A 23641-nucleotide genomic window follows, 5' to 3' on the forward strand; every position below is an offset into this window, starting at 1 on the left:
CCGGGGGTTCTTATTACTCAACGTGCTCGTTGAAGAAGCGCGCATCCATCTCTTTTAGTGCAGGAGAAATAATCGGTGTGAATGGCAGTTGGTCAAGAACGTCACGCTGCATGTCTACACCTGGTGCGATTTCAATCAGCATCATGCCATCACGGTTACGCTCGAATACGCAACGCTCTGTCACGTAGATTGTCACGCCGCCTTGCTCTGCACGGAAGTCACCACTTGCAGAAATCTCATCCACTTCTGATACGAACTTCGGATAAATGCCTTCTTGATGGATAGTCAGTTTTCCATCCGCAATTTCCGTTTTCAGGCCACCGCCAGAGAATGGGAAGCAGAACACCGCTTTCTTCGCGCTCGCAGTTAGATTCACGAAGCCACCTACACCGATGATTTTGTCACCAGCGCGGCTCACGTTGACGTTACCTGAGCCATCGACCTGCATAGCGCCAACGAAGGTAATATCCAACATACCACTATCGTAAAGATCGAACTGGCTCGCAGTGTCTTGGCACATTTCAGGGTTCAGCACTGCGCCAAAGCTCAAGCCACCAACCGGAGTTCCGCCAATCAAGCCTGCTTCAATCGTTAAGTACATGTTGTCAGATGCGCCCACTTCACGAGCTGCTCCTGGTACTAACTCAGGTACACCAATGCCGAGGTTAACCACTGCACCATCACACAGCTCCATTGCCGCACGTCGTGCGATAACTTTGTGCAACAGTTCACGCGGTTTCTTACCACTGCCCGAAGTCAGTTGTGCGATGGTTTCATGCTTATCCTTAATACCTTCCTTCGACATTACGAACTCGCCGGTGTAGGCCGGTTCGTATTTTTCGATCATGGTTTGCATTTGCTCTTCATCGACTACGATGGCGTCAATAATTGCAGCTGGCAGTTTTACCGTACGTGGGTGAGAGGCCGTTGCCGACACGCGCTCAACCTGAACGATAACCTTGCCGCCATTCGCTTTCGCTGCCATAGCGGTGCTGTATGGGTCAAGGTAGAAAGCTTCATGCTCGAATGACACGTTGCCATTAACATCAACAGTCGTACCGCGAATAATCGCCACATCTACTTTTGGAGATTTGTAGAACAAGTATTCTTCACCGTCGATAACCATCAACTCAGCCAGAGTGTCTGTTGAACGTTCGTTAAGTGCACCGCGGCTGTTGCGAGGATCGACGAAGGTTTTCAGACCAACTTTGGTTAATACACCAGGCTGATTTGCTGCAGCGGCGCGAAAACTATGACTGATTGGACCGTAAGGAAGGTTGTACGCTTCGATTTTGTTTTCAGCTGCAAGCTTTTTCAGACCCAGCATTTTAATGAAGTGAGAAGCAACTACACGACGCACCATGCCTTCGTGAGAGATACCGTCGATCAAGCGACCTTCTTGAGACTCACCCAGACCGGCACCGAAGTAGTAGCTCAGGTCACGGGGTTGGCCTTGTTCTAAAAATTTCTCGCCGAGCGCTTTGGTTACTTTTTCTGGGTAGCACAGAGAACCGAAGCCGTTAATCGCAACGCAATCGCCAGTTTTAATCAAATTGATTGCGTCTTTTACGTCCATTATTTTGTTATTTTGTACAGACATTTTAGAATTCCTTCTGGTAATACTTCTTTCAGAGAATCAGTTAATTAACGGCGTGGTAGGTACTGGCGAGCAATGCCGCGACCCACAACGATTTTTTGAATTTCAGAGGTGCCATCAACAATTTGCAGCATCTTCGCAACAGCCATAGCTCGTCCGATTGGTGCGTCTTTCATGAACCCTTCGGCACCGAAAAGTTGAGCACATTTCACCGTCACTTCCATGGCAACATCGGTTGCGAACAGTTTGTTCATGGCAGCAGTCAGAGCGACTGGTTCACCGCTATCCATCACGGCAGCCGTTTTGTATAGAAGACAGCGAGCTGCTTCGATTTTTGTTGCCATTTCAGCCAGTTGCCATTGAACGCCTTGGTTGGTCAGGATGGGCTTACCAAATGATTCACGTTGGCCTAAATATTCACATACCGAGTCAACGGCATGCTGGGCGACACCAATCGCAATCGCTGGCGTAAACACGCGGGCTACGTCAATAGCCTTGAGCGCTTCTTTGAAGCCATCGGCGGAAAGTAGGTTAGCTTTTGGCACCACACAGTTGTCGAACTCCAATCCCCCCACGAACATACCGTTACCAATCATGCGTTGGCGGTTCTCGAAGTAGCGCAAACCTTTGGTATCAGCGGGCACAAACAACATGATCATGTTTTTGTTGTCTTTGCCGTCTTTCACCATCACGTTGAAGTAGTCAGCGCCTTTCGCATTGGTGATCCAATCTTTGGTGCCATGAATGCGATAAACATCGCCGTCTAACTCCGCGTACGCATTGGTTGCTGAAGGATCGCAGCCCGATGCACTTTCAGTCAGAGCGAATGCCGTAGTTTTGTTACCGCAAGCAAGGTCCGGCACAACTTTCAGAATTTCCGGATCGATACCTTCGTAGAAGGTCGCAATTTCCATGTTGATGTTGTTTTGAAGCTGGAGCAGGAAAGACATGATGCCACTGCCGTGAGCCAGACCTTCGTAAACCAGAGACATTTGCAGATAGTTATAACCTTTTCCGCCCATCTCAGTTGGGATGCCTAAACCGTAGAAACCATGCTCTGCCATCTCTTTCATTTTTGCGTTGAGCAAATCTTCGTCTGACTCTAACTGCAGTGCGATGGGTGCCAAACACTCAAGGCTGTAAGCTTTTGCTTTTTCGAAAATTGCTTGATGTTCTTGATCGAGTAGAAAGTTCATCTCTTAGCTTCCGTCTATTGGAATAAGTAATTAAGCGTGTTCTTGTTCTAATATTTGTGGCTGTTTCTTCTGCTCTGCTTTCCAACCGGTTTCGGTCAAGAACATAGTGAGAACAGCGAAGAATCCAGGAGTAATGCAAGTCAGAGACAGGGCAGTTTCTAGGCCATATTGCATGCCTAACCAACCCGTCAGAGCACCACCAGCCGCACCGCCAAGGCCAACTAACGAGAAGATAAAGCCAGTACCCATAGACACTGCACGTGGTGACATGTCGGTTTTGTATAGCGTGGTGAAAGCCAGCGGTACGAAGTTATACGCGGCGTAACCTGCGATGAAGGTCGCGGCGGACAGTAGCAACACGTTATTGGTCAACATCAGGCTGTAGTAAGCGATAGGTAGCACCACACCCGATGCAACGATAAGCGGTTTATCGTAGCCCCACTTCTGCGCCATGACCGGAGAGACAAGACACGCAATCGCTGAGCCAATCGGCAGCAGACCTAAGACCATGCCTGCTTCTGTAATTGATAAGTTCAGACTTTCTACTGCATAGGTTGGCCAAAAGGTATAAACCGCAATCCATGTGAGAGATGTCATTGGCCAAGCCAGAGCCAGAATCCACGTATTTTTGTACTGCAATGCTTCTTTTAGTGGTTGGAGTACTGGAACCTTTTCGTAGGTTTGTTGTTCATTCGCTGAATTATCTTTTGCTATGAACAGCCAAGCGGCCGCCAGAATCAGGGCGAAGATACCCATCACAATCATCACTTCACGCCAGCCTGACATCATCGCCAGAAACATCGGGAATGCAGCAGTACCAAGCATTTGCCCTGCAGGGCCTGTGAACATTTCAATGCCATTGATAGAACCCAGCTTTTCTTTCGGGATCCATTGGATCTTGAAAACCACCAGCACAGAAACGATACCTGCGGCAACACCCATTACGAAAAGACGACCAACGAAGAGCATGGTGACGTTAGTTGCTAGTCCTTGAATTAACATACCGACGCCGAGAATAACGAAGATGCTGAAAAGAACTGTTTTAGGTTTACCCTTGCTAATGAAGCAAATGATAGGGATGGTCAGCAAGCCTTTACCGAGCCATGCGATAGCGCTCAACCAACCCGCCATCTCTAAACCGAATCCAACATCATTTCTCATATCAGGCAAGATCACACCGAACGCAAAATTCGAAAGGTTTGCGACCATAAAGGCAAGCCATGCGATCCACACAATCCCCCAGCCTCGCGCCGGAATTTTTGCTTCACTTTTCATTTTGAAGTTTCCTTGGTTAAACGAACATTCGTCTGATGAAAAGCATCATTGTGGAACGTCATAATTTTTATAAGGAATAATTCAAAATGAAAATCCAATATTTGATTAGATACTCAAAAGGATATCAACAAGGAAAAAAGGGGAATTAGACGGGTGATCCAAGTCTTGTTTTTCGATTTAATCGTGCCAAAAACGGTCATTTTGAACAGTCAGCATGACTGAGGCGTTTCACTTTTGAAACCAACAAAAAGTTTTCATTTTGAACACTTCAAACTGATACATTTTGACTCGTTCTCAAATAACAATTTGAATAAAGGAATATGGAATGAAGACCTTTTCAGACATCGTCAACTATCGTCGCGCTATTCGTAAGTACGATCCAGAGTTTAACTTTGACCCTCAAGTCATCGCAGAAGCACTTGAGCTTGCTACATTGGCACCAAACAGCTCAAACATGCAGATGTGGGAATTCCACCGTGTAAGAAGCCCTGAAATGCTAGAAAAAATGAAGGCGGCTTGCCTAGGACAAAATGCGGCGAAAACCGCCAACGAATTGGTGGCATTTGTAACAACTCCGCAAAAATGGAAAGCACGCGCTGACATGAACGCGAAAGTCATTCGAAATGCATTTGCATCCAAACCTAACACCCCTGAGCACGTATTTGCATACTACGAAAAAGACATGCCGTTTCTATACAACGGCGAAGGCATGGTCGAATACAAAGGCTTGTCGGGAGAGGAAGGTGAACGTCAGCGTAAAGAAGATGTTCGCGTCATTTTGAACAAGAGTGCTGCACTTGCTGCCATGACATTCATGTATGCCCTTTCTGAAGCTGGGTATGACTCCTGCCCAATGGAAGGCTTTGATGAAGACCACCTGAAAGATTTATTAGGCTTACCAAAAGAAGCTGATATTTGTATGGTAGTTAGCTGCGGTAAACGCTTGCCGGAAGGCGTCTACGGTCCTCGACTTCGTGTTGACCTGACTGACGTCGTCATTGAGCACTAATCTCTATACTTACGCATTGGTGCATAAAAAGCCCTGTTCGCTTTTCGCTCAATAGAAGCGTTCAGGTTCTACGTGAACTATAAAGTCAGCAAAATCCTCTCAATATTGGGGCGTAGAGAATAACTTTCTCGGTGATCGCCCTTTAATATCCATAACGCTACGTTAACCACTTGTACATCTGAGACATATCACCAATAATGTTACCGTAACATTGGAAGTTGGCTTAACTATATGTCTAAAAACAATAAAAAACAGCGCGCTACGCTTCAAGATGTAGCAGATACCATTGGTATCACGAAGATGACGGTCTCTCGTTACCTTCGAAATCCTGACACTGTCGCGGCGAAAACCCGCGAAAAAATAGCCCAAGCGATTGAAGAGCTTGGCTACATTGAAAACAAAGCACCGGCGATGCTGTCGAAATCGTCCAGTCGTGCCATTGGCATTTTGCTTCCCTCACTGTCTAACCAAATTTTCGCCTCTTTTGTTCAAGGTATCGAGTCTGTGACGAAAGCACATGGCTATGAAACCTTGCTGGCGCACTTTAGTTATGACGAGGAAGAAGAGGAGCAAAAAATTGCCTCGCTTCTTTCCTATCAAGTGGATGGGCTGATCTTAACGGAGAGTCACCACACACCGAAAACGCTGCAAATGATCGAGAATGCTGGGATCCCTGTGGTGGAAACCATGGAGCTGCCGACTAACCCGATCGATATGGCCGTTGGTCTTGACCATATTGCCGCTTCATATGATGTGGTCAATCGCATGATTGCATCTGGTAAGCGCTCTATTGCTTACTTTGGTGCGCGTCTTGATACTCGTACTCGGTTGCGAATGGAAGGCTATGACAAGGCAATGAATGATGCCGGCTTAACGCCAAAGCATATTCTGACTGGCGACCACTCCAGCTATTCGTTGGCTGCGGATCTGCTCACTCGCGCGTTTGAGCTGCACCCTGATTTGGATGGGGTATTTTGTACTAACGATGATATCGCCATTGGCACTTTGCTCAGCGCGCAACAACGCGGGCTAAATGTGCCAGCGCAGTTATCGATTGTGGGGTACAACGCGTTAGATATTGGCCAAACCGTACAGCCGAAATTGACCAGCGTGGACACTCCTCGCTTTAAGATTGGTGAAAAAAGTGCGGAGCTGTTACTGGCAAGGCTAAGAGGCGATGAGATTGAAAACAAGATTGTCGACTTGGGCTATAAAATCAGCCACGGCGGCAGCCACTAGCCAGCGGCTCAGTGACTAGCTGCTTGGTGACTAGCTGCTTAGTTACTAGCAGCTTAGTGACAAAAAATCAAAGGGCAGCCAAACGGCTGCCCTTCTTTGTTTGCATCGATGATTTGTATTCCTGATGCGTTGAGGGTCAGAGAATAAAGCTCGCGCCTTCTTCAGCACTGGTCACGCTTTGGCGCATCACTTTAAACATGTTGCGTCCCCACGTTTGTTGCAGCGCTTCAGTGTCCAGCACGATTTGCTCTCTGCCTTGAGTGTCCGCCAAGTTGTTAAGCTCACCCGTCTCGCAGTTCACAGAGATCATATCCCCTTCATGCACCAAACCAATCGCGCCGCCGCGAATGGCTTCCGGTGAAACATGAATGGCTGACGGTACTTTGCCCGATGCGCCCGACAAGCGACCATCAGTGACTAATGCCACGTTAAAACCGGCTTTTTGCACGTTGCCCAAAATTGGCATCAGTTTATGCAGTTCAGGCATGCCGTTCGCTGCAGGGCCATTGTGCGTTAACACCACGATGCAATCTTTGTTCAGCTCGCCGCGCTTATAGGCCGCTTCTACTTCGTGCTGGCAACGGAACACAGCCGCTGGCGCTTGAATGATGCGCTGATCAGATTTAAGCGCAGAGACTTTAACCACTGCGCGACCAAGGTTGCCATCCAGAACGCGTGTGCCGCCTGTGCTTTCAAACACTTCACCGCTCGCCGCGATAACCGACCCATCAATTGAACCATTGCACGCCTGCCAGCTCAGTTTGCCGTCATTTAGGATTGGCAATGACAGTTGATCGTCGAAAGAACCAAATGCTGGCAACACATCAGAATGCACCAATTGTGCTTCGTGAAGGCGATGCATCAATGCTGGCACGCCGCCCGCTTGTTGGAACGCATTCATGTCGGCTGGGCCATTCGGGTATACCTTGGCGAGTAGCGGAACCACGTCTGACAAATCGCTAATGTCTTGCCACGTCAGCATGATGCCCGCCGCACGCGCGACAGCCAGCATGTGAATGGTGTGGTTGGTGCTGCCACCGGATGCCAATAGCGCGACCACGCCGTTGATCAGGCTCTTCTCGGTCACAACGTCTGAAAGCGGGCGGTACTGCGCAGAATCTTTGGTCATAGCCGCGATTTTAGATGCGGCATGATCGGTTAATGCCGTGCGCATGGCGGAATGCGGGTGAATGAACGCAGAACCCGGTAGCATCAAGCCCATCGCTTCAAACACGAGCTGGTTGGTATTGGCAGTGCCGTAGAAGGTGCATGTGCCCGGCGCGTGATAAGCGCTGCATTCCATGTCTAGCAACGCTTCTTTGCCTACTTCGCCTGCCGCGTAACGTTGGCGTACATCCACTTTTTCTTCGTTGCTGATCCCTGTCGCCATCAAACCTGCAGGTACGAACGCGGTCGGCAGGTGAGCATAAGCCAATGCGCCCATCAACTGTCCTGGGGCGATTTTGTCACAGATGCCCAGCAACAGCGTGGCGTCGTAGCTATTGTGACTCAGTGACAGCGCAGTGGACTGCGCAATCAGATCACGAGAGAACAACGACATGTCCATGCCCGGCTGACCTTGGGTCACGCCATCACACATGGCAGGCACGCAGCCCGCGACTTGCGCCGTGTGTCCTTGCAGCGCCAGCGTTTGTTTAATTTGGTCTGGGTAATCCTTGTAAGGCTGGTGCGCGCTTAACATGTCATTGTAAGCACTGATAAGCGCCACGTTAGCGCGGGTGAGATCGAGAATCGATTTCTTCTCAGACGCACAAGACGCCGCTACGGCATGCGCCAAGTTGCCGCAAGAAAGCTGATTGCGACCTTTTCCGGCATCGGCTTGCGCTTGAGTGTGAGCAAGGAACACATCGCGAGTGGCGCGGCTGCGTTCAATCAAACGCTCGGTGACTTGTTTGACGATGGAATGAATCATACGACGACCTCGCGCACGTCCAGCATGGCTTCAGCGGCGCGATCAACCACGGTGTTGATGTCGCAATCAATGCTCACAATAATAGTTTGTGGCTCGTTATCAGGACGATCAAGCGTTTCAAACTGGCTTTTCACCATGTTTTCTTTCATAAAGTGGCCTTTGCGGGCACGCATGCGTTTCATGATCAATTCCATATCGCCATCTAAAAACAAGAAGGTCACGTTTTGGTTGCCTTCGCGGATCTGGTCGCGGTACTTTTTCTTCAATGCTGAACACACGATCACACCGTGTTCATTCTTACTTTCTAGGCTGTAAGCCGCATCGCGAATACGCTCTAGCCATGGCATGCGGTCATCATCATTGAGGGGTTCACCTGATGACATTTTTTGAATATTGGCACGTGGATGGAGATCGTCCCCATCGATGAATTTGCGATCAAGCCGTTTAGCGAGTAACTCTCCAATGGTGGTTTTTCCACTGGCACAAACGCCCATAACGATGACACTACTTCCAGCCATGACTAATCCTCTTTACCAAATTTGCGCGTGCTCTCAATTTTGGAATTCACTTTGAAATATGGGTTTATCTTACGAATGTTATCGGTAACATGTTACCGGTAACGTAAACAAATGTGAACTCACACACAAACAATAACAATGCTAGATAAGGTGTCACTATGGAGCAGTTAGTTCAGCCCTCAGATCCTACGTTTTTGTTAACCATTGCCGTTTTCGCTATCGCGGCACTGTTGGTATTGATCATTAAATTAAAAGTGCACGCGTTTGTCTCTCTGACCATTGTCAGCTTGGCCACCGCGATTGCGACAGGCGTTGCGTCAGAACAAGTGGTGCCGACCATGATGGGTGGTTTCGGTGGCACATTGGCTTCCGTTGCGCTGCTTGTCGGTCTTGGCGCGATGATTGGTAAAATCCTCGAAGTCACCGGTGGTGCGCAGGTTCTTGCGGACACGCTGATCGGTCGATTTGGCGAAGACAAAGCCCCGTTTGCGCTGGGTGTTGCCTCACTGCTCTTTGGTTTCCCTATTTTCTTTGACGCTGGCCTTGTGGTGATGATGCCTATCATCCTGAGTGTTGCGAGCCGTTTCGGCGGCTCTCCGCTGAAATACGCACTGCCATCAGCGGGCGCATTTGCCGTGATGCACGGTTTCGTTCCGCCACACCCAGGCCCTGTGGCTGCGGCTGAGTTTCTTGGCGCAAACATCGGTCTACTACTTGTTGTGGGTCTGCTCGTTGCCATCCCGACTTGGTACTTCGGTGCATATCTGTTTGGTCTGTACGCAGGCAAAAAATTCGATATTCCTTTGTCTAAAGCATTCTTCAACGGCGACACCGTGGTTGATGAAGCTAAATTGCCTAAATTCGCCACGGTAATGAGCATTCTGGTGCTGCCTGTGGTACTTATCTGTCTCGACACAGGTCTGCACACGCTTTCTGTTGCTGGGATCATTGACGGTAAAACACCGCTGGTTGAATTCCTTCGCATGCTAGGCAAAACGCCCGTCGCGCTGCTTATCACCCTGTTGGTGTGTTTGGTGATATTTGCCAAAGACTACGGCATGGCGAAACTAGAAAAACTGTGTGGTGATTCACTCGCTCCTATCTGTGGCGTGGTACTGGTAACCGGTGCTGGCGGCATGTTCGGTGGCGTATTGCGTGCCAGCGGTATTGGCGATGCATTGGCAGGCGTACTGACAGACACAGGTATGCCCGTGATTGTGGCCGCATTCGTTATCTCAACCTGTCTGCGTGTGGCTCAAGGCTCGGCAACCGTTGCACTAACGACCACCGCAGCACTGATTGCCCCAGTGGTAGCGTCGACGGTAGGCTTAAGTGAACTTGACTTATGCTTTATCGTTATCGCCATTGCGAGTGGCGCGACGGTACTTTCACACTTCAACGATTCAGGCTTTTGGCTGGTATCTCGTCTACTCGACATGGATGAGAAAACCACGCTGAAAACATGGACCGTGATGGAAACATTGTTAGGCGGTATCGCATTTATTATCGTCGCAACACTTAGCTTCATTTTGTAGAGGTAAATAATGAAAACGATTGAACAGCGACTAAAAGAAATCCAAATCGTTCCAGTCATTGCGATTAACGATGTCGCTCACGCTCTGCCTCTGGCAAAAGTGTTGGTAGAAAACAACCTGCCATGTGCTGAAGTCACTTTCCGCACCGAAGCAGCAGCAGAATCAATTCGTATTATGCGTGATGCCTACCCTGAGCTACTGATTGGTGCAGGTACGGTACTGACGACAGAACAAGTCGACATCGCTATCGACGCGGGTGTGGATTTCATCGTGAGCCCGGGTTTCAACCCAACCACAGTGAAGTACTGTCAGCAGCGCAACATGCCAATCGTACCGGGTGTGAACAACCCGAGTTTGGTTGAGCAAGCCATGGAAATGGGCCTGAAGACGCTGAAGTTCTTCCCTGCAGAGCCTTCTGGCGGCGTGAACATGCTGAAAGCGTTAAGCGCGGTTTACCCGGTGAGCTTTATGCCAACAGGCGGCGTTAGCCCAACTAACGTTGATCAGTACCTTGCGCTAAAAAGCGTCGTTGCTTGTGGCGGTACGTGGATGGTACCGACTGACATGATGGACAACGGCGACTGGGACGGCATTGCCGCACTCGTAAAAGCGGTTTCTGAGCGTTAATCGCTAATCAGTCAAACCCATAACATCCTAAGCCGAGCTCCCCCTGCTCGGCTTTTTTTTCGCTTATATTTCCGTATGCATCCTCGCCATCATTGCCGTCATTGCCATCCTCGCCGTCATTGCCTTAACCCCGCTTGATCGCCACGCTGTATCAACAATAAACCGACAAATTTACTCAGCCATAACTACGCTCTTTGCATTCATTATCAAGAGGGGTTTGCTATGTCTGCGATTCAACAATTCAGCCTTGATGGGCAGGTCGCCATTGTCACGGGGGCAGCGGCGGGTATTGGTCGGCGTATCGCTGAAATGTTTGCGGATGCAGGCGCGGCGATTGTGGTGAGCGACTTAGATTTGCAGGCTGCCAATGATGTGGCTTCTGCAATCAAAGCCAGCGGCGGTCGCGCGGTTGCTACCGTGTGTAATGTCACCCAAGATGAAGACCGAATCGCACTTGTAGACACTGCCATGCGGGAGTTTGGCAAGTTGTCGATCCTTGCCAATAACGCGGGCGGAGGCGGCCCTAAACCGTTTGATATGCCCATGCAAGATTTCGAATGGGCATATCAACTCAATGTCTTCGCGCCATTTCGGTTAATGCAGCTCTGCGCCCCTGCCATGCAAAAAGCGGGCGGCGGCGCGATGCTAAACATCAGCTCTATGGCGGGAGAAAACAAAAACAGCCACATGGCGTCTTATGGCTCGTCAAAAGCGGCAGTGAATCACCTCACCCGTAATACCGCGTTTGATTTAGGGCCGATGGGCATTCGCGTGAATGCCATTGCTCCAGGGGCAATTCGCACTGCGGCGCTAGAAAAAGTGCTCACGCCAGACATAGAGAAAGCCATGCTGAAACACACGCCACTAGGCCGATTAGGAAAAACCGATGATATCGCCTCTGCTGCGCTATTTTTGTGTTCGCCAGCGGCGGCTTGGGTGAGCGGACAAGTGCTCACCGTCAGCGGTGGTGGCAGTCAGGAGTTAAGTTAATATCTGTTTTGAAGAGGGATGCGTTGAAGCAAGGAAGCCGATAACAAGGGGCACAAGGTTGAGTGAAATTGCCCCTTTGACGTTTGGGAAGACAGTGATTACTGCTCCATGATGACCTTCAGGTTCTCTAAGCCCACCTTGTATAACCCGACGATCGCACCAATCGCCGTTTCGTCATTCAGATTCTCTGGCGGATCGTTGTTTGGATCACCGCGGTAAAAACCGGCCTTCCACGTCACGATGCTTTTATCGCCGTCAGCTTTGACAGTTAAGGTCGATTGATAATTGGTGACAGGAAGAAGTGCAGTGTTGTTTTTGCTGATTTTATATTTCAGTAGCATGCCTTCTTTGTCTAACTTTTTCAGTTGCTCCGTCACGCTTTGCTCACCCACATACACGACGCGCACAGCCCCTTTCTGATCCGCAGGTCCTTTTTCCATCACTACCTTGGTCACTGGCGGAAGCCAAGCAAGGCTGTCGAAAGCGCCCACCGCTTTCCATACTTTGTCGGCAGGGGCATTAATGGTAATGGACTCGTTAACTTTGAGCCGTGAAGGGCCGTGTGCGTAGACAAAAGACGAACCCAGTAAGCTGATAATGGAAAGCAAAAGGAGGGGGAGTTTTATTAGCGTGACTTGTTTGAGCATGAGTTGTTTGAGCATGAATCGTTTCCTTCTCAATACCGAAGACCGTTTCTGTTATAACGGTGATTGAGAAGGAACAGAATCGCCCCTCAGGCAAAAGTGTTTTTCACGCCAGCGTGTGCAACTAGACTATGCAGCCCGCACCAGTTTGGGATTATGTTTCTTGATAAACCCTTTAATTTTCGGGGCGATGACTTCGCGATAACGTCTGCCATTAAAAATCCCGTAATGACCCACGCCCTGTTGTTCATAATGCATTTTTTTGGATTTTCTCAGTTTTCCGCACAACTCTAACGCGGCGGCCGTTTGGCCTCGTCCTGTAATATCGTCTAACTCCCCTTCAATCGTGAGAATGGCGGTATCTGTGATGCAATCCAGATCCACTAGCTTGCCACGATAGGTCATGGTTTTATTAGGTAACTTATGTTCTAAGAACACTTTACGAATGGTGTCCAAATAGTAATGAGCGGGCAAATCCATTACCGCCAAATACTCATTGTAAAACTGTCGGTGTGACTCGGCATTATCGCCATCACCCTTCACCAAGTCGCCAAAGAACTTGAAGTGCTTTTGCACGTGGGTATCAAGGTTCATCGACATAAACCCAGAAAGCTGCACGAATCCGGGGTACACCCACTGCCCCACCCCTTTGTATTGTTCAGGCACAGAACAAATCACGTTCGACTCGAACCACTCCAAGTCTTTTCCGCTGGCGTAATCGTTCACTTCCGTTGGGTTGATGCGCGTATCAATTGGCCCGCCCATCAGCGTCATGCTTGATGGCGTTGCAGGGTTGTTTTTCTCCGCCATCAACGCCGTGGCGACCATGAGAGGCACGCACGGCTGGCATACCGCAATGGCATGCGTATCCGGCCCCAGCATTTCGAGGAACTCAATCAAGTAGTCTACGTAGTCATCAAAATGAAACTCACCTTCACTGACGGGAACATCGCGGGCATTTTGCCAATCCGTCACATACACATCATGATCAGGCAAAAATTCTTTGATCGTTCCACGCAACAGCGTGGCGAAGTGACCAGAAAGCGGGGCGACAAATAGCACTTTCGGTTGTTGTGGCTGGGCTTTACTTCGACGAAAATGAAGCAAATTACAAAATGGCTTGTTGGCAATAACATTGTATTGAATCGCCAAACTTTGGCCGTTAATCACCGTATGGTCGAGCCCCCAAGCCGGTTCGTCGTAGCAATCCGTTAATCTCTCCACCAACTCCATCGATGCGTCAAACGTACGAACGACGGACAAATCACGCATACAGTTCCAAGGCGCGGCGTTAAAATCTCTGACAAACTTCACCCAACTGTTTAGCGGTTTGATGGATTCCATGTATGTCGCATTGAGTTCATAAAGCATACCTTGCCCCTACTGTTAAAAAGCGTGTGGCAAAATGCCACTATTAACCAATTACTTAATTGGCCGCTTATTTAACAGACTAGACCAGAATGTGATGATGCAGGATTGCGTCTTTGCATCACCTCACAAACTCTCGCCCCAATTTTCCCTCCTTCCATGTCAAACCCCGAAAAGTCTCACTGGCGAAACATTCGTTCTATTTCTAATCTCTAAAGGTGCAAGCGGTATTTGTGCACAGGCTGATAGCAATTCAATGAAAGACCAAAGGAATACCAATGAAGCGTATGCTAATGCTAGGCATCGCGACCCTATTGCTGACGGGTTGTGACCGCAACACTGACCCCCAAGCACTAACGCCCGAAAAAGCAGAGACCACCACTCTCACTTTGGCACTCTCCAGTGCATCTGGTCATGCAGAAGTCCAAACCGCGCTTTATTTTGCCGATTTAGTGAGCACCAAAACACAAGGGAAACTGTCGGTAAACGTTGTGTCGACGACGGCGTCTACATTTGACCGAGAGCTTATTGCGCAAGTTCAACAAGGTGAGCTTGATATTGCCATCACGCCATCGTCCAAGTTGTCACACCTCGCACCGACCCTGCAGATTTTGGACCTCCCTTACCTGTTCAATGATCACGCAGCGGCGCGTCGAGTTTACGAAAGCAACGCCGGACGAACATTGTTGTCGTCACTTGAAGAGCATGGGGTGACAGGGCTTGCACTTTTGCCCGGCGGGTTCAAACAACTCGTCAGCAGTTTTTCTTTTCAATCCTACGGTGATTTTCAATACCGACTCTTTGATGCGATGGAAAGCAGCGTGATACGGGAGCAATTCGACACGTGGGGAGGAAACACGGTGGCGATTGCGGCCGATCAAGCCCCTGATGCTTTTACACAAGAAGCCATCGATGGAACGGAAAACACCTATGTCAATCTCGCCAAGCTTCCTAATCAAGGGTTACACGTTTTAGAAACCAATCACGGGTTTCTTACACTCGTCATGATGATGTCTTCAAACACATTAACGTCGCTGCCTCCTGCCGTCAGAGCCCAGTTGTTGGATGCAGTTAGGGACAGCAACTTACATCATCAATTGTTAGTCGATATCGCTCGGGAAGATGCGTACCAATTAGTGAACGAAAAAATGACCGTGATGCCAGCGCCACCAGCACTGAGTCAACAAATGGAAAAAGCCTTCCCCCTCCTTCTTGAACGTCACCGAATGGAATTTGGCACTGTGTTAGTCGAGCAAGTGCTTCAAGCTCGTGAAGATTGGGACAATGCGCATTCCGACTCGCTCGTTGTTGCGTTAGATGCAGACCTGCAAGGCAGCGCTGCCCTTTCCGGGCTCGCCATTCGCCGTGGCATTGAATTGGCGCTTGAAGAGATCAATGAACAAGGAGGTCTGCTCGGCAAACCAGTAAAACTGGTCACCAGAGACAACTCCATGGTCCCTGCTCGGGGGATCGACAACATCGAAACCTTCGCCACACTGCCAAATCTGCTTGCCGTGTTTGGCGGGATCAGCAGCCCAGTCATGCTGGCAGAACTCGATTTAATCCATAAACACAAGATACTGACTTTAGCACCTTGGGCGGCAGCGACACCGATTGTCGACAGCGGCCAAAATCCCAACTATGTGTTTCGCGTGTCGGTGCGAGACGAATATGCTGCAGGGTTTCTTCTCAAAGGCGCTTTAGAGGTCTCCGATAAAGTCGGGTTGATGTTAGTCAACAACGGCTGGGGAAGAAGTAACTACGAGGGTCTGTCAGAGGTGATGAAAGGCCTTACGTTACAACCCACATCTCTAGAATGGTTTGACTGGGGCGAGAAAGAATTTGAGTCCAAAGCGCAATCGCTGGTCGACCAAGGCGCAGAAGCGGTCATCTATGTTGGCAATGCAATTGAAGGGGCTAAATTTCTCGACGCTTTATCTAGGCACCCGAATCCGCCTGTGGTGATATCTCACTGGGGTATCACAGGGTCAGAATTTGCGCAAAAAGCCGCGAAATCATTGGAAAAAGTCGACCTTAGAGTCCTACAAACGATTTCGTTCATCGACAACGAAGCCCCTAACGTTAAGTCGCTCGTGTCCAAGTATCATGGTAAGTACTTCACATCATCTGCAGAGGATATCGTTGCGCCGTCAGGAACCGCTCATGCTTACGATTTAATGAACATGCTCGCCCAAGCAACACGTAAAGCGGGCAAAAACGACACGGGGCGTATTCGTCAGGAGATGAAAAACACAGATATACACAAAGGCCTGATGAAAACGTACCAGCGCCCATTTGAAACACGACAAGACGCATTAACTGCGGACGATTTCATTTTCACTCATTACCACAATGGTAAGCTCCACCCTCTGGAGCCAACGCAATAATGATTAAAGATCGGAGCATTGCTGATAGTTTCACGAAACTCATCTTAGTCTTACTCATTGCCTTTTTTCTCTTCGTGGTAGGCACCACCACGATTATGGAATTGTTCCGAATTCAGAAATACGTTCATTTAGAGCTCAGCACTCAAGCCCTAAATCGTCTAGAAGCCATCGAACAAACATTAGAAAACCACCGAGAAGCTATTATCCGCACCGCGCAAAGCCAGCTTTCCATCAACAGTTTAATTGATACAGAGGGCTCTGATTTCTACTTTGAGCATGCACTCGAGGACCTAACACGTTCAAACTCGATAAATGGGGCTCAGGTATTCGATTATGCCGGCAATATTTTCAAATCCCCCTCTACGCCGACTTGGTATTACCCTTCATTAGTCAGCGAAGCGTTAGTCACCGGAAAAGGCTACATAAAACTAGAAAATAATGCCTTTTACATTGTCGAACCCATTGTTTATTTTGGCGCGGTTCAGGGAGGTATTATCGCGTATGTGACCTTGCCTGCGCTTGTCACACCTACTTTTGAAAATGTCACGCAAAACTACTCGCTCACCTTTGAGCGTAAATGGACGTTCGAAAATAAGAGCCGAGATACCATGGGTCTAACGGCCTTCGTCACACCACCCTCTGACATGATGTTAAGTAAGTACGACGTTTCGCTAATGCTATCAGAGTCTTACTTTTACTTGCTTAGCGCTATCGCGCCTTGGCTAACCAGTTTTAGTATCCTCACGCTCATTTCACTGTTTCCAATGGCAGTAATTGCACGTCAACTAGGGCGCAGAATGGCGGCGCCAATCGCCCACTTATCTGAAAAAGTGAACACAGGCAGCTACCCCATTGAATTGACACAAACAACAACCGAGTTGACGGTATTGGCCAATGCATTCAACCACGCTACCGAGCAAATAAGACACGGCAACGAACTCACGGTCGAAGCCGAACGCCAGTCCGGGCAAAGTCAACTCGCAGCCATCGTTGAAACCGTGATTGACTGCATTATTACCATTGATGATTCTGGCCACATTGCTACGTTTAACCCCGCTGCTGAAGGTCTGTTTGGCTACTATGCCGAAGAAGTGATCGGGAAAAACGTAAAATTGCTGATGCCTGAAGCGCTTGCCAGCCAACACGACACCTATCTTGCGAATTACTTAGGCGGTAAACCGGCAAAAATCATCGGTAGTGGTCGTGAAATTGTGGCCATGCGCAAAGATGGCTCCACGTTTCCCGCAGAGTTGTCAGTGAGCCAAATGAACGTGCTAGGCAAGCGCATGTTCACCGGCATCATTCGAGACATTACCGCTCGAAAACAAGAGCAAGACATGAAAAATGAATTTGTCGCGACAGTCAGCCATGAGCTTCGCACGCCACTCACTTCAATTCGCGGCTCACTGGGGTTAGTGCTAGGAAAATTTGGCGACGATATTCCAACCAAAGGCAAAAAAATGCTCACCATTGCGCTCAGAAACAGCGAACGATTAACCCTACTCATTAATGACATTCTTGATATCGAAAAACTCGAATCAGGACAAATGACATTCCAATTCAGTCGTAACAACCTCAATGCCATTATTCGCCGCTCTGTTGACGACATGGACGGTTATGCAAAACAGCACCATGTCTCATTGGTATACATCAATGAGATCCAAGATGCCTATATCAATGTGGATTCAAGTCGACTTCAACAAGTCATCGCAAACCTGCTTTCAAACGCCATCAAGTATTCGCCAGCCTACAGCCAAGTCACCATAACTCTGTTAAGGGTCGATACGGAATTTCGTGTTGAGGTCACGGACGTGGGCTCAGGGATACCCGCAGAATTTCATAACGATATTTTCGAACGTTTCTCGCAAGCTGACAGCTCTGCGACGCGTCGTGTGGGTGGCACAGGGCTGGGGCTCAGTATTACCCGAGCGATCATCAATGGTCACAAAGGGAGTATTGATTTTTTCTCAGTGCTAGGAGAAGGATCGACGTTTTTCTTTACACTACCCATTGATGCATCAGAGGCTAAACGCTTGGCAGCATTTGATAATCGCGTATCTCACTCCGACTACGCGATACCACAATTGCTTTATGTGGGTGATAACCAAGCCTTAAAGCTAACACTGCGCGATGCATTTAAAAATGACATTGAGATTTCCTGTTCGCCATCTCTTAAATCGGCAGAGATAGCAATTGAACACCAACGTTTTGAGTTGATTATCTGCGATGTCGCGAATGGCGAAGCGCGTTACATGCCCTTTTTCAATACGCTTTCAAACCTTGCCATTCCTGTCATTGTGCTCTCCAAAGTGGCATCACATACTGCGATGCCAAGTAACATCCTATCGCGCCACACAGTGTCAGATTTGAATATCGACAAACTCAAATCTGAAGTCCGTCTTATACTTAAGAAAAACTTTCCTCAAAAGGCAATGTAATGAACAAACCAATTACTGTGCTGTACGTTGAAGATGACGAGGATATTCGTGATGTCTCTGAAATGGCGTTAGAGGGAGATGAGTTTGTACTCCTGTCGTGCTGTTGCGGCAACGAAGCGTTAGAGAAAGCGGCGCTTTCAGACCCAGATTTATTGCTTCTGGATGTCATGATGCCTGATATGGATGGCCCGACGACCTTGGGGCATTTGAGAAAGCTCCCTCATCTTGCGTCAACGCCTGCCATATTCATGACCGCTAAGGTGCAACCTTCAGAGGTAAAGGCGTACCACGATTGTGGCGCCATTGGCGTGATCAGCAAACCGTTTGACCCAATGATGCTTGCCGAACAAATCAAAGGCATCATGGTAGGGGAAGGCTTATGAGACCATCGCAATTAAAAAAATTCCAAGAGCAACAAGCCAAGTTTGCCAAAGGCATCAATAAGCGTGTCAGCAGAATAAAAACCTTGTGGCATACGATTCAGACAAACAAAGAATCAATGCATGGCGAGCTTGATGAACTCGTCCTTGAAGCCCATAAGTTAGCGGGCACTGCAACAACATTAGGGTTTGTTGACCTAGGCGAACGAGGCCGCGACATAGAAGTGTTGCTCAAACCTTCTCTGGAGAATCAGGAAAACCCTTGGCCCAACGCCGACATCGACACTCTCATTGCCACCATTGACGACATCGCGAGCATCGCCCCTAAGCCTCCAGAAGATCTGACCTATGGTGAAGTCACGCTGCTTCACGAGCAAGGCCGAACCAAGCAGCTTGTTTATATGCTCGCCGATGATTTCACAACCATTCAGGACATGGTCGACCAACTCAAGTATCTCGAATATGACGTGCTGTCATTCGATTCTACTGATGACTTAAAAGAAGCATTAAAGAACGAAGCGCCATCGGTCTTGATTGTTGATATCAATGAATGTGATCTATTGAGTAAAGTCACCAAAGTTTGGCGAAAAAACAGCGGTATTCCCTTGGTGGTATTGAGTAGTACGGAGTGTTGGAACAGTCGATTGCTCGCCGCCAAAGCGGGGGCGTTTGCCTTTTTTCACAAGCCGGTTGAATACGATGACATTCTCAGTGTGCTTGACTCACTTTGGGAGAGCCATAACGCGCAGTATCGCGTACTGATCGTTGAAGATGAACGCATGCTTGCAGAGCACTATTCTATCGTGCTGCAAGGGGCGGGGATGAAAACCTTGATCGTGGATGACCCCGAGCACCTCCTCGACGAGCTTGGTGAGTTTAGCCCCGATCTGGTATTAATGGACTTATACATGCCCAATTGTTCGGGCGTCGAAGCGGCCAGTGTGATCAGACAACACTCCTCCCACACTAACGTGCCTATCGTGTACCTTTCGGGTGAAACTGACCTGAAGCTACAGATGAAAGCACTACAAGTGGGAGCCGATGATTTTCTGACCAAACCAATAAACGATCTCCATTTGACGCAAGCGGTTTCCATTCGCGCTAAACGATTCCGACAATTAAGTGCGTTGATGGACAGAGACAGCCTTACTGGTCTACTCAATCACTCCAACCTTAAAGTTGCACTTGAACGAGAATTGTCACGAGCACGCCGTCACAACTCACCGTTGAGCTTTGTGATGATAGACATTGATCACTTCAAATCAATTAACGACAGATATGGACACCCTGTGGGCGACAAAGTCATCAAAGGTGTGGCACGCCTGCTGAATTATCGTTTCAGAAAAACCGATACCTGTGCGCGCTACGGGGGAGAAGAGTTTGCGCTTATTTTACCGGACACACCGGCGGATATCGCCTTGCGCCTTATCGATGAGTTTAGGATCACGTTTGCGAAAACACCGTTCTCAAACGGCCCGGAGACGTTCTACGCCACGTTGAGTGCAGGTGTCGCAACCTTCCCTGAGTTTGATGCTATCGAATCTATCATTGAAGCAGCAGATTCATCCCTTTACATCGCCAAAGAAAAAGGCCGTAACCGTGTAGTGACACACGTAGAATTGGATGCAAACAAGAAAAGTAGCGCCTAAACGAGAGCAACGGGATATATACCCAGAGGGCGCTACCCTCTTTACCGCCAACAAACCGCAACTTCACAAGTTGTTGACCTTACTGCTTAAATTCGCGCGCATGCTCAACCTCTTCGATTGCGCCCTCTTTCAACGCCTCTTCAACGCACCGTCCATTCAGGCCTCACTGCGCACCTGATGAATTTGACATTGTTCTGTGAGAATTTCGCAAGAAGTTCGAGACCATTTCGAAACTTTTCCACGCCATGCTTTGAATAACTCAATGTATTTGAGCCTTTCATTCACCATGGAGCGAAATATGAAACCACTACTTTTAGCCATCGCAATGGGCGCGGTTTTTAATGCCAATGCCGCCAACATCGATGTGAGCATTACTAACGCGACTGACGGCATCTATTTCACCCCCCTTATTGTTGCCGCTCATGACGACGATGCCGCACTTTTTCAAACTGGCGAGCTAGCCTCTGAAGCCGTTGAAGCCATGGCTGAAGGTGGTGACATCTCAGGCTTGGAAGACATCGCATTGAGTATCGGCGCGACGGTAAGTGCGAACCCTGCGGGTGGCATTCTTGCCCCGGGGGAAACAGCACAAACTAACCTTTATGCACAACATGGAGATGTATTGTCTATCGCTGCTATGCTTCTGCCTTCCAATGACGCATTCATTGGCGTAGATAGCTGGAAAATCCCACACAAGAAAGGCACTTATGTCATCAAAGCCAATGGTTATGATGCGGGTACCGAAGCTAACGATGAACTGGCTACCAGCGTCCCAACACCGGGCTTCCTGACCTTTGGTTCAAATGGGACAGGTGTAGACACCGAAGTGGCCAATGAAAAAATCCACATTCACCCAGGGAATCTGGGCGACACCAATGCTTCCGGCGGCATCAGCGACTTCGATAGCACGCAACACCGTTGGTTAAACCCAGTGGCTATCATCACCGTCACGGTATATTAAGGGAGGGCGCACTATGTTTCGCTTATCTCTCGTTGGGTTAACTGCGCTGGTACTGGCGGGTTGTCCTTTGCAAAAAGAGTACACGGTTACGGTAGAAAACCTGACTGACGCGCAACCTATGTCGCCCGTCACCTTGGTAGCCCATCGTAAACATTTCGAACTATTTGAAGTCGGGCAACCTGTTTCTGTCGCTTTAGAAAAGCTCGCAGAAAGCGGTGACAACAGTGATGTTATGAAGTATTCAAAACGTCGCTCTGTTGAAGACACCGTATCAGGTGCTGCGCCACTTGCCCCTGGCGCATCTGAAACATTCACTCTGCAACTGAACCACCAAAAAACGCGCTACTTGTCTGTGGCATCAATGTTGGTCAATACCAACGACGCGCTAGTCGCAGAGTCCGGTATCGACTTACGAAAACTCAAGCCGGGTCAGAGTATCACTCTCGCATTACCAGTTTGGGATGCAGGCACTGAAGCCAACAGCGAATCGCTACTTTCTGTTCCAGGGCCAGCGGCAAACGGTGAAGGCTTCAATGCTGATCGCGATGATGCGGATCATATTCGTATACATCCCGGCGTATTGTCGAAAGATGATGGTTTATCAACATCTATTCTGAGTTATCGCCATCGCGTGCTGAACCCTGGTGCGAAAATAACCATCCAACGGGTTTGGTAATGGGTCACATCGCTGATAACGCAGCCCATTAACTCGATCTCCCAAGTCGATGGGTTGCCGCCCGCGATTCACTAGCGCTTCGTCAATGAAGACAATGCGCCTGACGCTCCCTCTCGTCAGGCGCATTTTTCAATTTTGCCGTTGCGCTTATACCCAAATAACCTGAGAAGAGGCTATGTATTGAAAGAAACCAACGTTTTAAATTAACAATGTACCCAAGAGATTGAGCCAACACCGCGGAAAACCGTATATACCTGAGTAACTTCAAGGTGCTTAACGAGAGTGTGATAAGCTTATATACCCAAGCAACCTAAAGATGCAGGATTCAGGTTGCTTGGGTATAACACCCGTAATTCAAAGCAGGAGCGCGCGTGCTGACATACATAGAGTCACAAGAAATGGTTTTCCGACTGTTCACATTTTTCTCTATTTTTGCGGTCATGGCACTCGCCGAATGGCTCTTTCCTAAAAGACTTCTCACTGTGAGTAAAGCCAAACGTTGGCTTAACAACATCTCACTGATGATCCTAAACACAGTCGTACTTCGCGCTATTTTTCCGCTCGCTGCCGCTGGGTTCGCTGCATGGTGTCACAGCCAAGGGATTGGCCTGTTTAATCTCGTGGAAGTCCCATTATGGGCGTCAGTGTTAGTTTGCATCATTGCATTGGATGGCATCATTTGGCTGCAACATCGCCTGTTTCATACCGTCCCGGTGTTATGGCGATTGCATGCCGTTCATCATGCCGACCGTGATTTAGATGTCACCTCGGGCGCTCGCTTCCACCCGATTGAGATATTGCTCTCCATGGTGATTAAAATCATCGCCATCGCGCTACTGGGTGCGCCCATAGTCGCCGTGATCTTATTTGAAGTCATCCTAAGTGGTATGGCCTTGTTTAATCATAGCAACGTTGCTATCCCTCCAGCGATTGACCGCTGGTTAAGACCCTTTGTTGTGACACCCGATATGCATAGGGTTCACCACTCTATTCATCGCTATGAAAGTGATTCAAACTTTGGCTTTAATCTCGCGATTTGGGATCGACTGTTTCACACCTACCGTGCGCAGCCCGATGACGGGCATTACGGCATGACAATTGGCATTAAGGCGCATCGAGAAGAACGACATGTTGTTTGGATCACGGGTTTGTTAACCCTGCCTTTTCGGTTGTTTCGCCCCTCAGCATCAAAGAAAGACTAAAGCACATGACCTTGATA

General features: G+C 48.8%; 19 protein-coding genes. 12 read left to right on the plus strand and 7 right to left on the minus strand.

What is annotated here, in order from left to right:
* Nucleotides 1-13: 13 nt before the first annotated feature.
* From Q365_RS0113135 to Q365_RS0113145, 3 genes are read right to left on the minus strand one after another with little or no spacing between them, the layout of a single operon-like run.
* Nucleotides 14-1600, minus strand: coding sequence for an acyl CoA:acetate/3-ketoacid CoA transferase (locus Q365_RS0113135; RefSeq protein WP_028023769.1), 1587 nt, complete (start codon nucleotides 1598-1600; stop codon nucleotides 14-16).
* A gap of 44 nt (nucleotides 1601-1644) precedes the next feature.
* Nucleotides 1645-2793: an acyl-CoA dehydrogenase family protein gene (locus tag Q365_RS0113140; RefSeq protein ID WP_028023770.1), complete on the minus strand. Its 1149-nt coding sequence runs from the start codon at nucleotides 2791-2793 to the stop codon at nucleotides 1645-1647.
* Between the two features lie 30 nt (nucleotides 2794-2823).
* Complete coding sequence (locus Q365_RS0113145) at nucleotides 2824-4068, minus strand: MFS transporter (protein WP_028023771.1); 1245 nt, start codon at nucleotides 4066-4068, stop codon at nucleotides 2824-2826.
* Between the two features lie 325 nt (nucleotides 4069-4393).
* On the opposite strand from Q365_RS0113145, the gene Q365_RS0113150 reads away from it, so the two are divergent.
* A complete protein-coding gene (locus tag Q365_RS0113150) occupies nucleotides 4394-5077 on the plus strand; it encodes a nitroreductase family protein (RefSeq protein WP_035024978.1) in 684 nt (227 codons plus the stop codon).
* Nucleotides 5078-5308: 231 nt separating this feature from the next.
* The gene (locus tag Q365_RS0113155; RefSeq protein WP_028023773.1) at nucleotides 5309-6316 is read left to right on the plus strand and encodes a substrate-binding domain-containing protein; all 1008 of its coding nucleotides are present in this window, start codon (nucleotides 5309-5311) and stop codon (nucleotides 6314-6316) included.
* Between the two features lie 136 nt (nucleotides 6317-6452).
* On the opposite strand, the gene edd is transcribed toward Q365_RS0113155, so the two are convergent.
* The gene (gene edd / locus Q365_RS0113160; RefSeq protein ID WP_028023774.1) at nucleotides 6453-8249 is read right to left on the minus strand and encodes a phosphogluconate dehydratase; all 1797 of its coding nucleotides are present in this window, start codon (nucleotides 8247-8249) and stop codon (nucleotides 6453-6455) included.
* Complete coding sequence (locus Q365_RS0113165) at nucleotides 8246-8767, minus strand: gluconokinase (protein WP_028023775.1); 522 nt, start codon at nucleotides 8765-8767, stop codon at nucleotides 8246-8248. Before Q365_RS0113165 ends, edd begins: the two co-directional genes overlap by 4 nt.
* A 158-nt stretch (nucleotides 8768-8925) precedes the next feature.
* On the opposite strand from Q365_RS0113165, the gene Q365_RS0113170 reads away from it, so the two are divergent.
* The 3 genes from Q365_RS0113170 to hdhA all read left to right on the plus strand — a co-directional run bounded on the left by Q365_RS0113170 (nucleotide 8926) and on the right by hdhA (nucleotide 11919).
* The gene (locus Q365_RS0113170) at nucleotides 8926-10302 is read left to right on the plus strand and encodes a GntP family permease (protein WP_028023776.1); all 1377 of its coding nucleotides are present in this window, start codon (nucleotides 8926-8928) and stop codon (nucleotides 10300-10302) included.
* Between the two features lie 9 nt (nucleotides 10303-10311).
* On the plus strand, nucleotides 10312-10929 hold the full coding sequence (locus Q365_RS0113175) for a bifunctional 4-hydroxy-2-oxoglutarate aldolase/2-dehydro-3-deoxy-phosphogluconate aldolase (RefSeq protein WP_028023777.1): 618 nt from the start codon (nucleotides 10312-10314) through the stop codon (nucleotides 10927-10929).
* A gap of 222 nt (nucleotides 10930-11151) precedes the next feature.
* Nucleotides 11152-11919, plus strand: a complete 768-nt coding sequence (gene hdhA / locus Q365_RS0113180) for a 7-alpha-hydroxysteroid dehydrogenase (protein WP_028023778.1) — start codon at nucleotides 11152-11154, stop codon at nucleotides 11917-11919.
* A 98-nt stretch (nucleotides 11920-12017) separates the two neighbouring features.
* Here hdhA and Q365_RS0113185 read toward each other — a convergent pair whose 3' ends face one another.
* Entirely contained in the window at nucleotides 12018-12581 is a 564-nt protein-coding gene (locus Q365_RS0113185; protein ID WP_245621548.1) for an SRPBCC family protein, read from the minus strand.
* 111 nt (nucleotides 12582-12692) lie between these two features.
* On the minus strand, nucleotides 12693-13934 hold the full coding sequence (locus tag Q365_RS0113190) for a polyhydroxyalkanoate depolymerase (RefSeq protein ID WP_028023780.1): 1242 nt from the start codon (nucleotides 13932-13934) through the stop codon (nucleotides 12693-12695).
* A gap of 275 nt (nucleotides 13935-14209) precedes the next feature.
* Between Q365_RS0113190 and dctP the strand changes: the two genes are divergently transcribed.
* From dctP to Q365_RS0113225, 7 genes are all read left to right on the plus strand, one after another.
* Nucleotides 14210-16318: a TRAP transporter substrate-binding protein DctP gene (dctP, locus tag Q365_RS0113195; RefSeq protein WP_028023781.1), complete on the plus strand. Its 2109-nt coding sequence runs from the start codon at nucleotides 14210-14212 to the stop codon at nucleotides 16316-16318.
* Complete coding sequence (locus Q365_RS0113200; protein ID WP_028023782.1) at nucleotides 16318-18756, plus strand: PAS domain S-box protein; 2439 nt, start codon at nucleotides 16318-16320, stop codon at nucleotides 18754-18756. Before dctP ends, Q365_RS0113200 begins: the two co-directional genes overlap by 1 nt.
* Complete coding sequence (locus tag Q365_RS0113205) at nucleotides 18756-19139, plus strand: response regulator (protein WP_028023783.1); 384 nt, start codon at nucleotides 18756-18758, stop codon at nucleotides 19137-19139. Before Q365_RS0113200 ends, Q365_RS0113205 begins: the two co-directional genes overlap by 1 nt.
* Complete coding sequence (locus Q365_RS0113210; protein ID WP_028023784.1) at nucleotides 19136-20785, plus strand: diguanylate cyclase; 1650 nt, start codon at nucleotides 19136-19138, stop codon at nucleotides 20783-20785. The genes Q365_RS0113205 and Q365_RS0113210 overlap by 4 nt, the downstream gene beginning before the upstream one ends.
* Before the next feature lie 298 nt (nucleotides 20786-21083).
* Complete coding sequence (locus tag Q365_RS0113215) at nucleotides 21084-21746, plus strand: spondin domain-containing protein (RefSeq protein WP_028023785.1); 663 nt, start codon at nucleotides 21084-21086, stop codon at nucleotides 21744-21746.
* Nucleotides 21747-21759: 13 nt separating this feature from the next.
* A complete protein-coding gene (locus Q365_RS0113220; protein ID WP_028023786.1) occupies nucleotides 21760-22422 on the plus strand; it encodes a spondin domain-containing protein in 663 nt (220 codons plus the stop codon).
* 371 nt (nucleotides 22423-22793) lie between these two features.
* Entirely contained in the window at nucleotides 22794-23624 is an 831-nt protein-coding gene (locus tag Q365_RS0113225; protein WP_028023787.1) for a sterol desaturase family protein, read from the plus strand.
* Nucleotides 23625-23641: the final 17 nt, after the last annotated feature.

It is taken from the genome of Enterovibrio calviensis DSM 14347, from assembly GCF_000621165.1.
Classification (GTDB): Bacteria; Pseudomonadota; Gammaproteobacteria; order Enterobacterales; family Vibrionaceae; genus Enterovibrio; species Enterovibrio calviensis.

Bases quoted from the DNA above. Each gene is read 5' to 3' on its own strand.
- Q365_RS0113215 (WP_028023785.1), top strand. From the start codon at position 21,084: ATGAAACCACTACTTTTAGCCATCGCAATGGGCGCGGTTTTTAATGCC.
- Q365_RS0113150 (WP_035024978.1), top strand. From the start codon at position 4,394: ATGAAGACCTTTTCAGACATCGTCAACTATCGTCGCGCTATTCGTAAG.
- Q365_RS0113205 (WP_028023783.1), top strand. From the start codon at position 18,756: ATGAACAAACCAATTACTGTGCTGTACGTTGAAGATGACGAGGATATT.
- Q365_RS0113185 (WP_245621548.1), bottom strand. From the start codon at position 12,581: ATGCTCAAACAACTCATGCTCAAACAAGTCACGCTAATAAAACTCCCC.
- Q365_RS0113155 (WP_028023773.1), top strand. From the start codon at position 5,309: ATGTCTAAAAACAATAAAAAACAGCGCGCTACGCTTCAAGATGTAGCA.
- edd (WP_028023774.1), bottom strand. From the start codon at position 8,249: ATGATTCATTCCATCGTCAAACAAGTCACCGAGCGTTTGATTGAACGC.
- Q365_RS0113175 (WP_028023777.1), top strand. From the start codon at position 10,312: ATGAAAACGATTGAACAGCGACTAAAAGAAATCCAAATCGTTCCAGTC.
- Q365_RS0113135 (WP_028023769.1), bottom strand. From the start codon at position 1,600: ATGTCTGTACAAAATAACAAAATAATGGACGTAAAAGACGCAATCAAT.
- Q365_RS0113165 (WP_028023775.1), bottom strand. From the start codon at position 8,767: ATGGCTGGAAGTAGTGTCATCGTTATGGGCGTTTGTGCCAGTGGAAAA.
- Q365_RS0113140 (WP_028023770.1), bottom strand. From the start codon at position 2,793: ATGAACTTTCTACTCGATCAAGAACATCAAGCAATTTTCGAAAAAGCA.
- Q365_RS0113190 (WP_028023780.1), bottom strand. From the start codon at position 13,934: ATGCTTTATGAACTCAATGCGACATACATGGAATCCATCAAACCGCTA.
- hdhA (WP_028023778.1), top strand. From the start codon at position 11,152: ATGTCTGCGATTCAACAATTCAGCCTTGATGGGCAGGTCGCCATTGTC.
- Q365_RS0113200 (WP_028023782.1), top strand. From the start codon at position 16,318: ATGATTAAAGATCGGAGCATTGCTGATAGTTTCACGAAACTCATCTTA.
- dctP (WP_028023781.1), top strand. From the start codon at position 14,210: ATGAAGCGTATGCTAATGCTAGGCATCGCGACCCTATTGCTGACGGGT.
- Q365_RS0113220 (WP_028023786.1), top strand. From the start codon at position 21,760: ATGTTTCGCTTATCTCTCGTTGGGTTAACTGCGCTGGTACTGGCGGGT.
- Q365_RS0113145 (WP_028023771.1), bottom strand. From the start codon at position 4,068: ATGAAAAGTGAAGCAAAAATTCCGGCGCGAGGCTGGGGGATTGTGTGG.
- Q365_RS0113170 (WP_028023776.1), top strand. From the start codon at position 8,926: ATGGAGCAGTTAGTTCAGCCCTCAGATCCTACGTTTTTGTTAACCATT.
- Q365_RS0113210 (WP_028023784.1), top strand. From the start codon at position 19,136: ATGAGACCATCGCAATTAAAAAAATTCCAAGAGCAACAAGCCAAGTTT.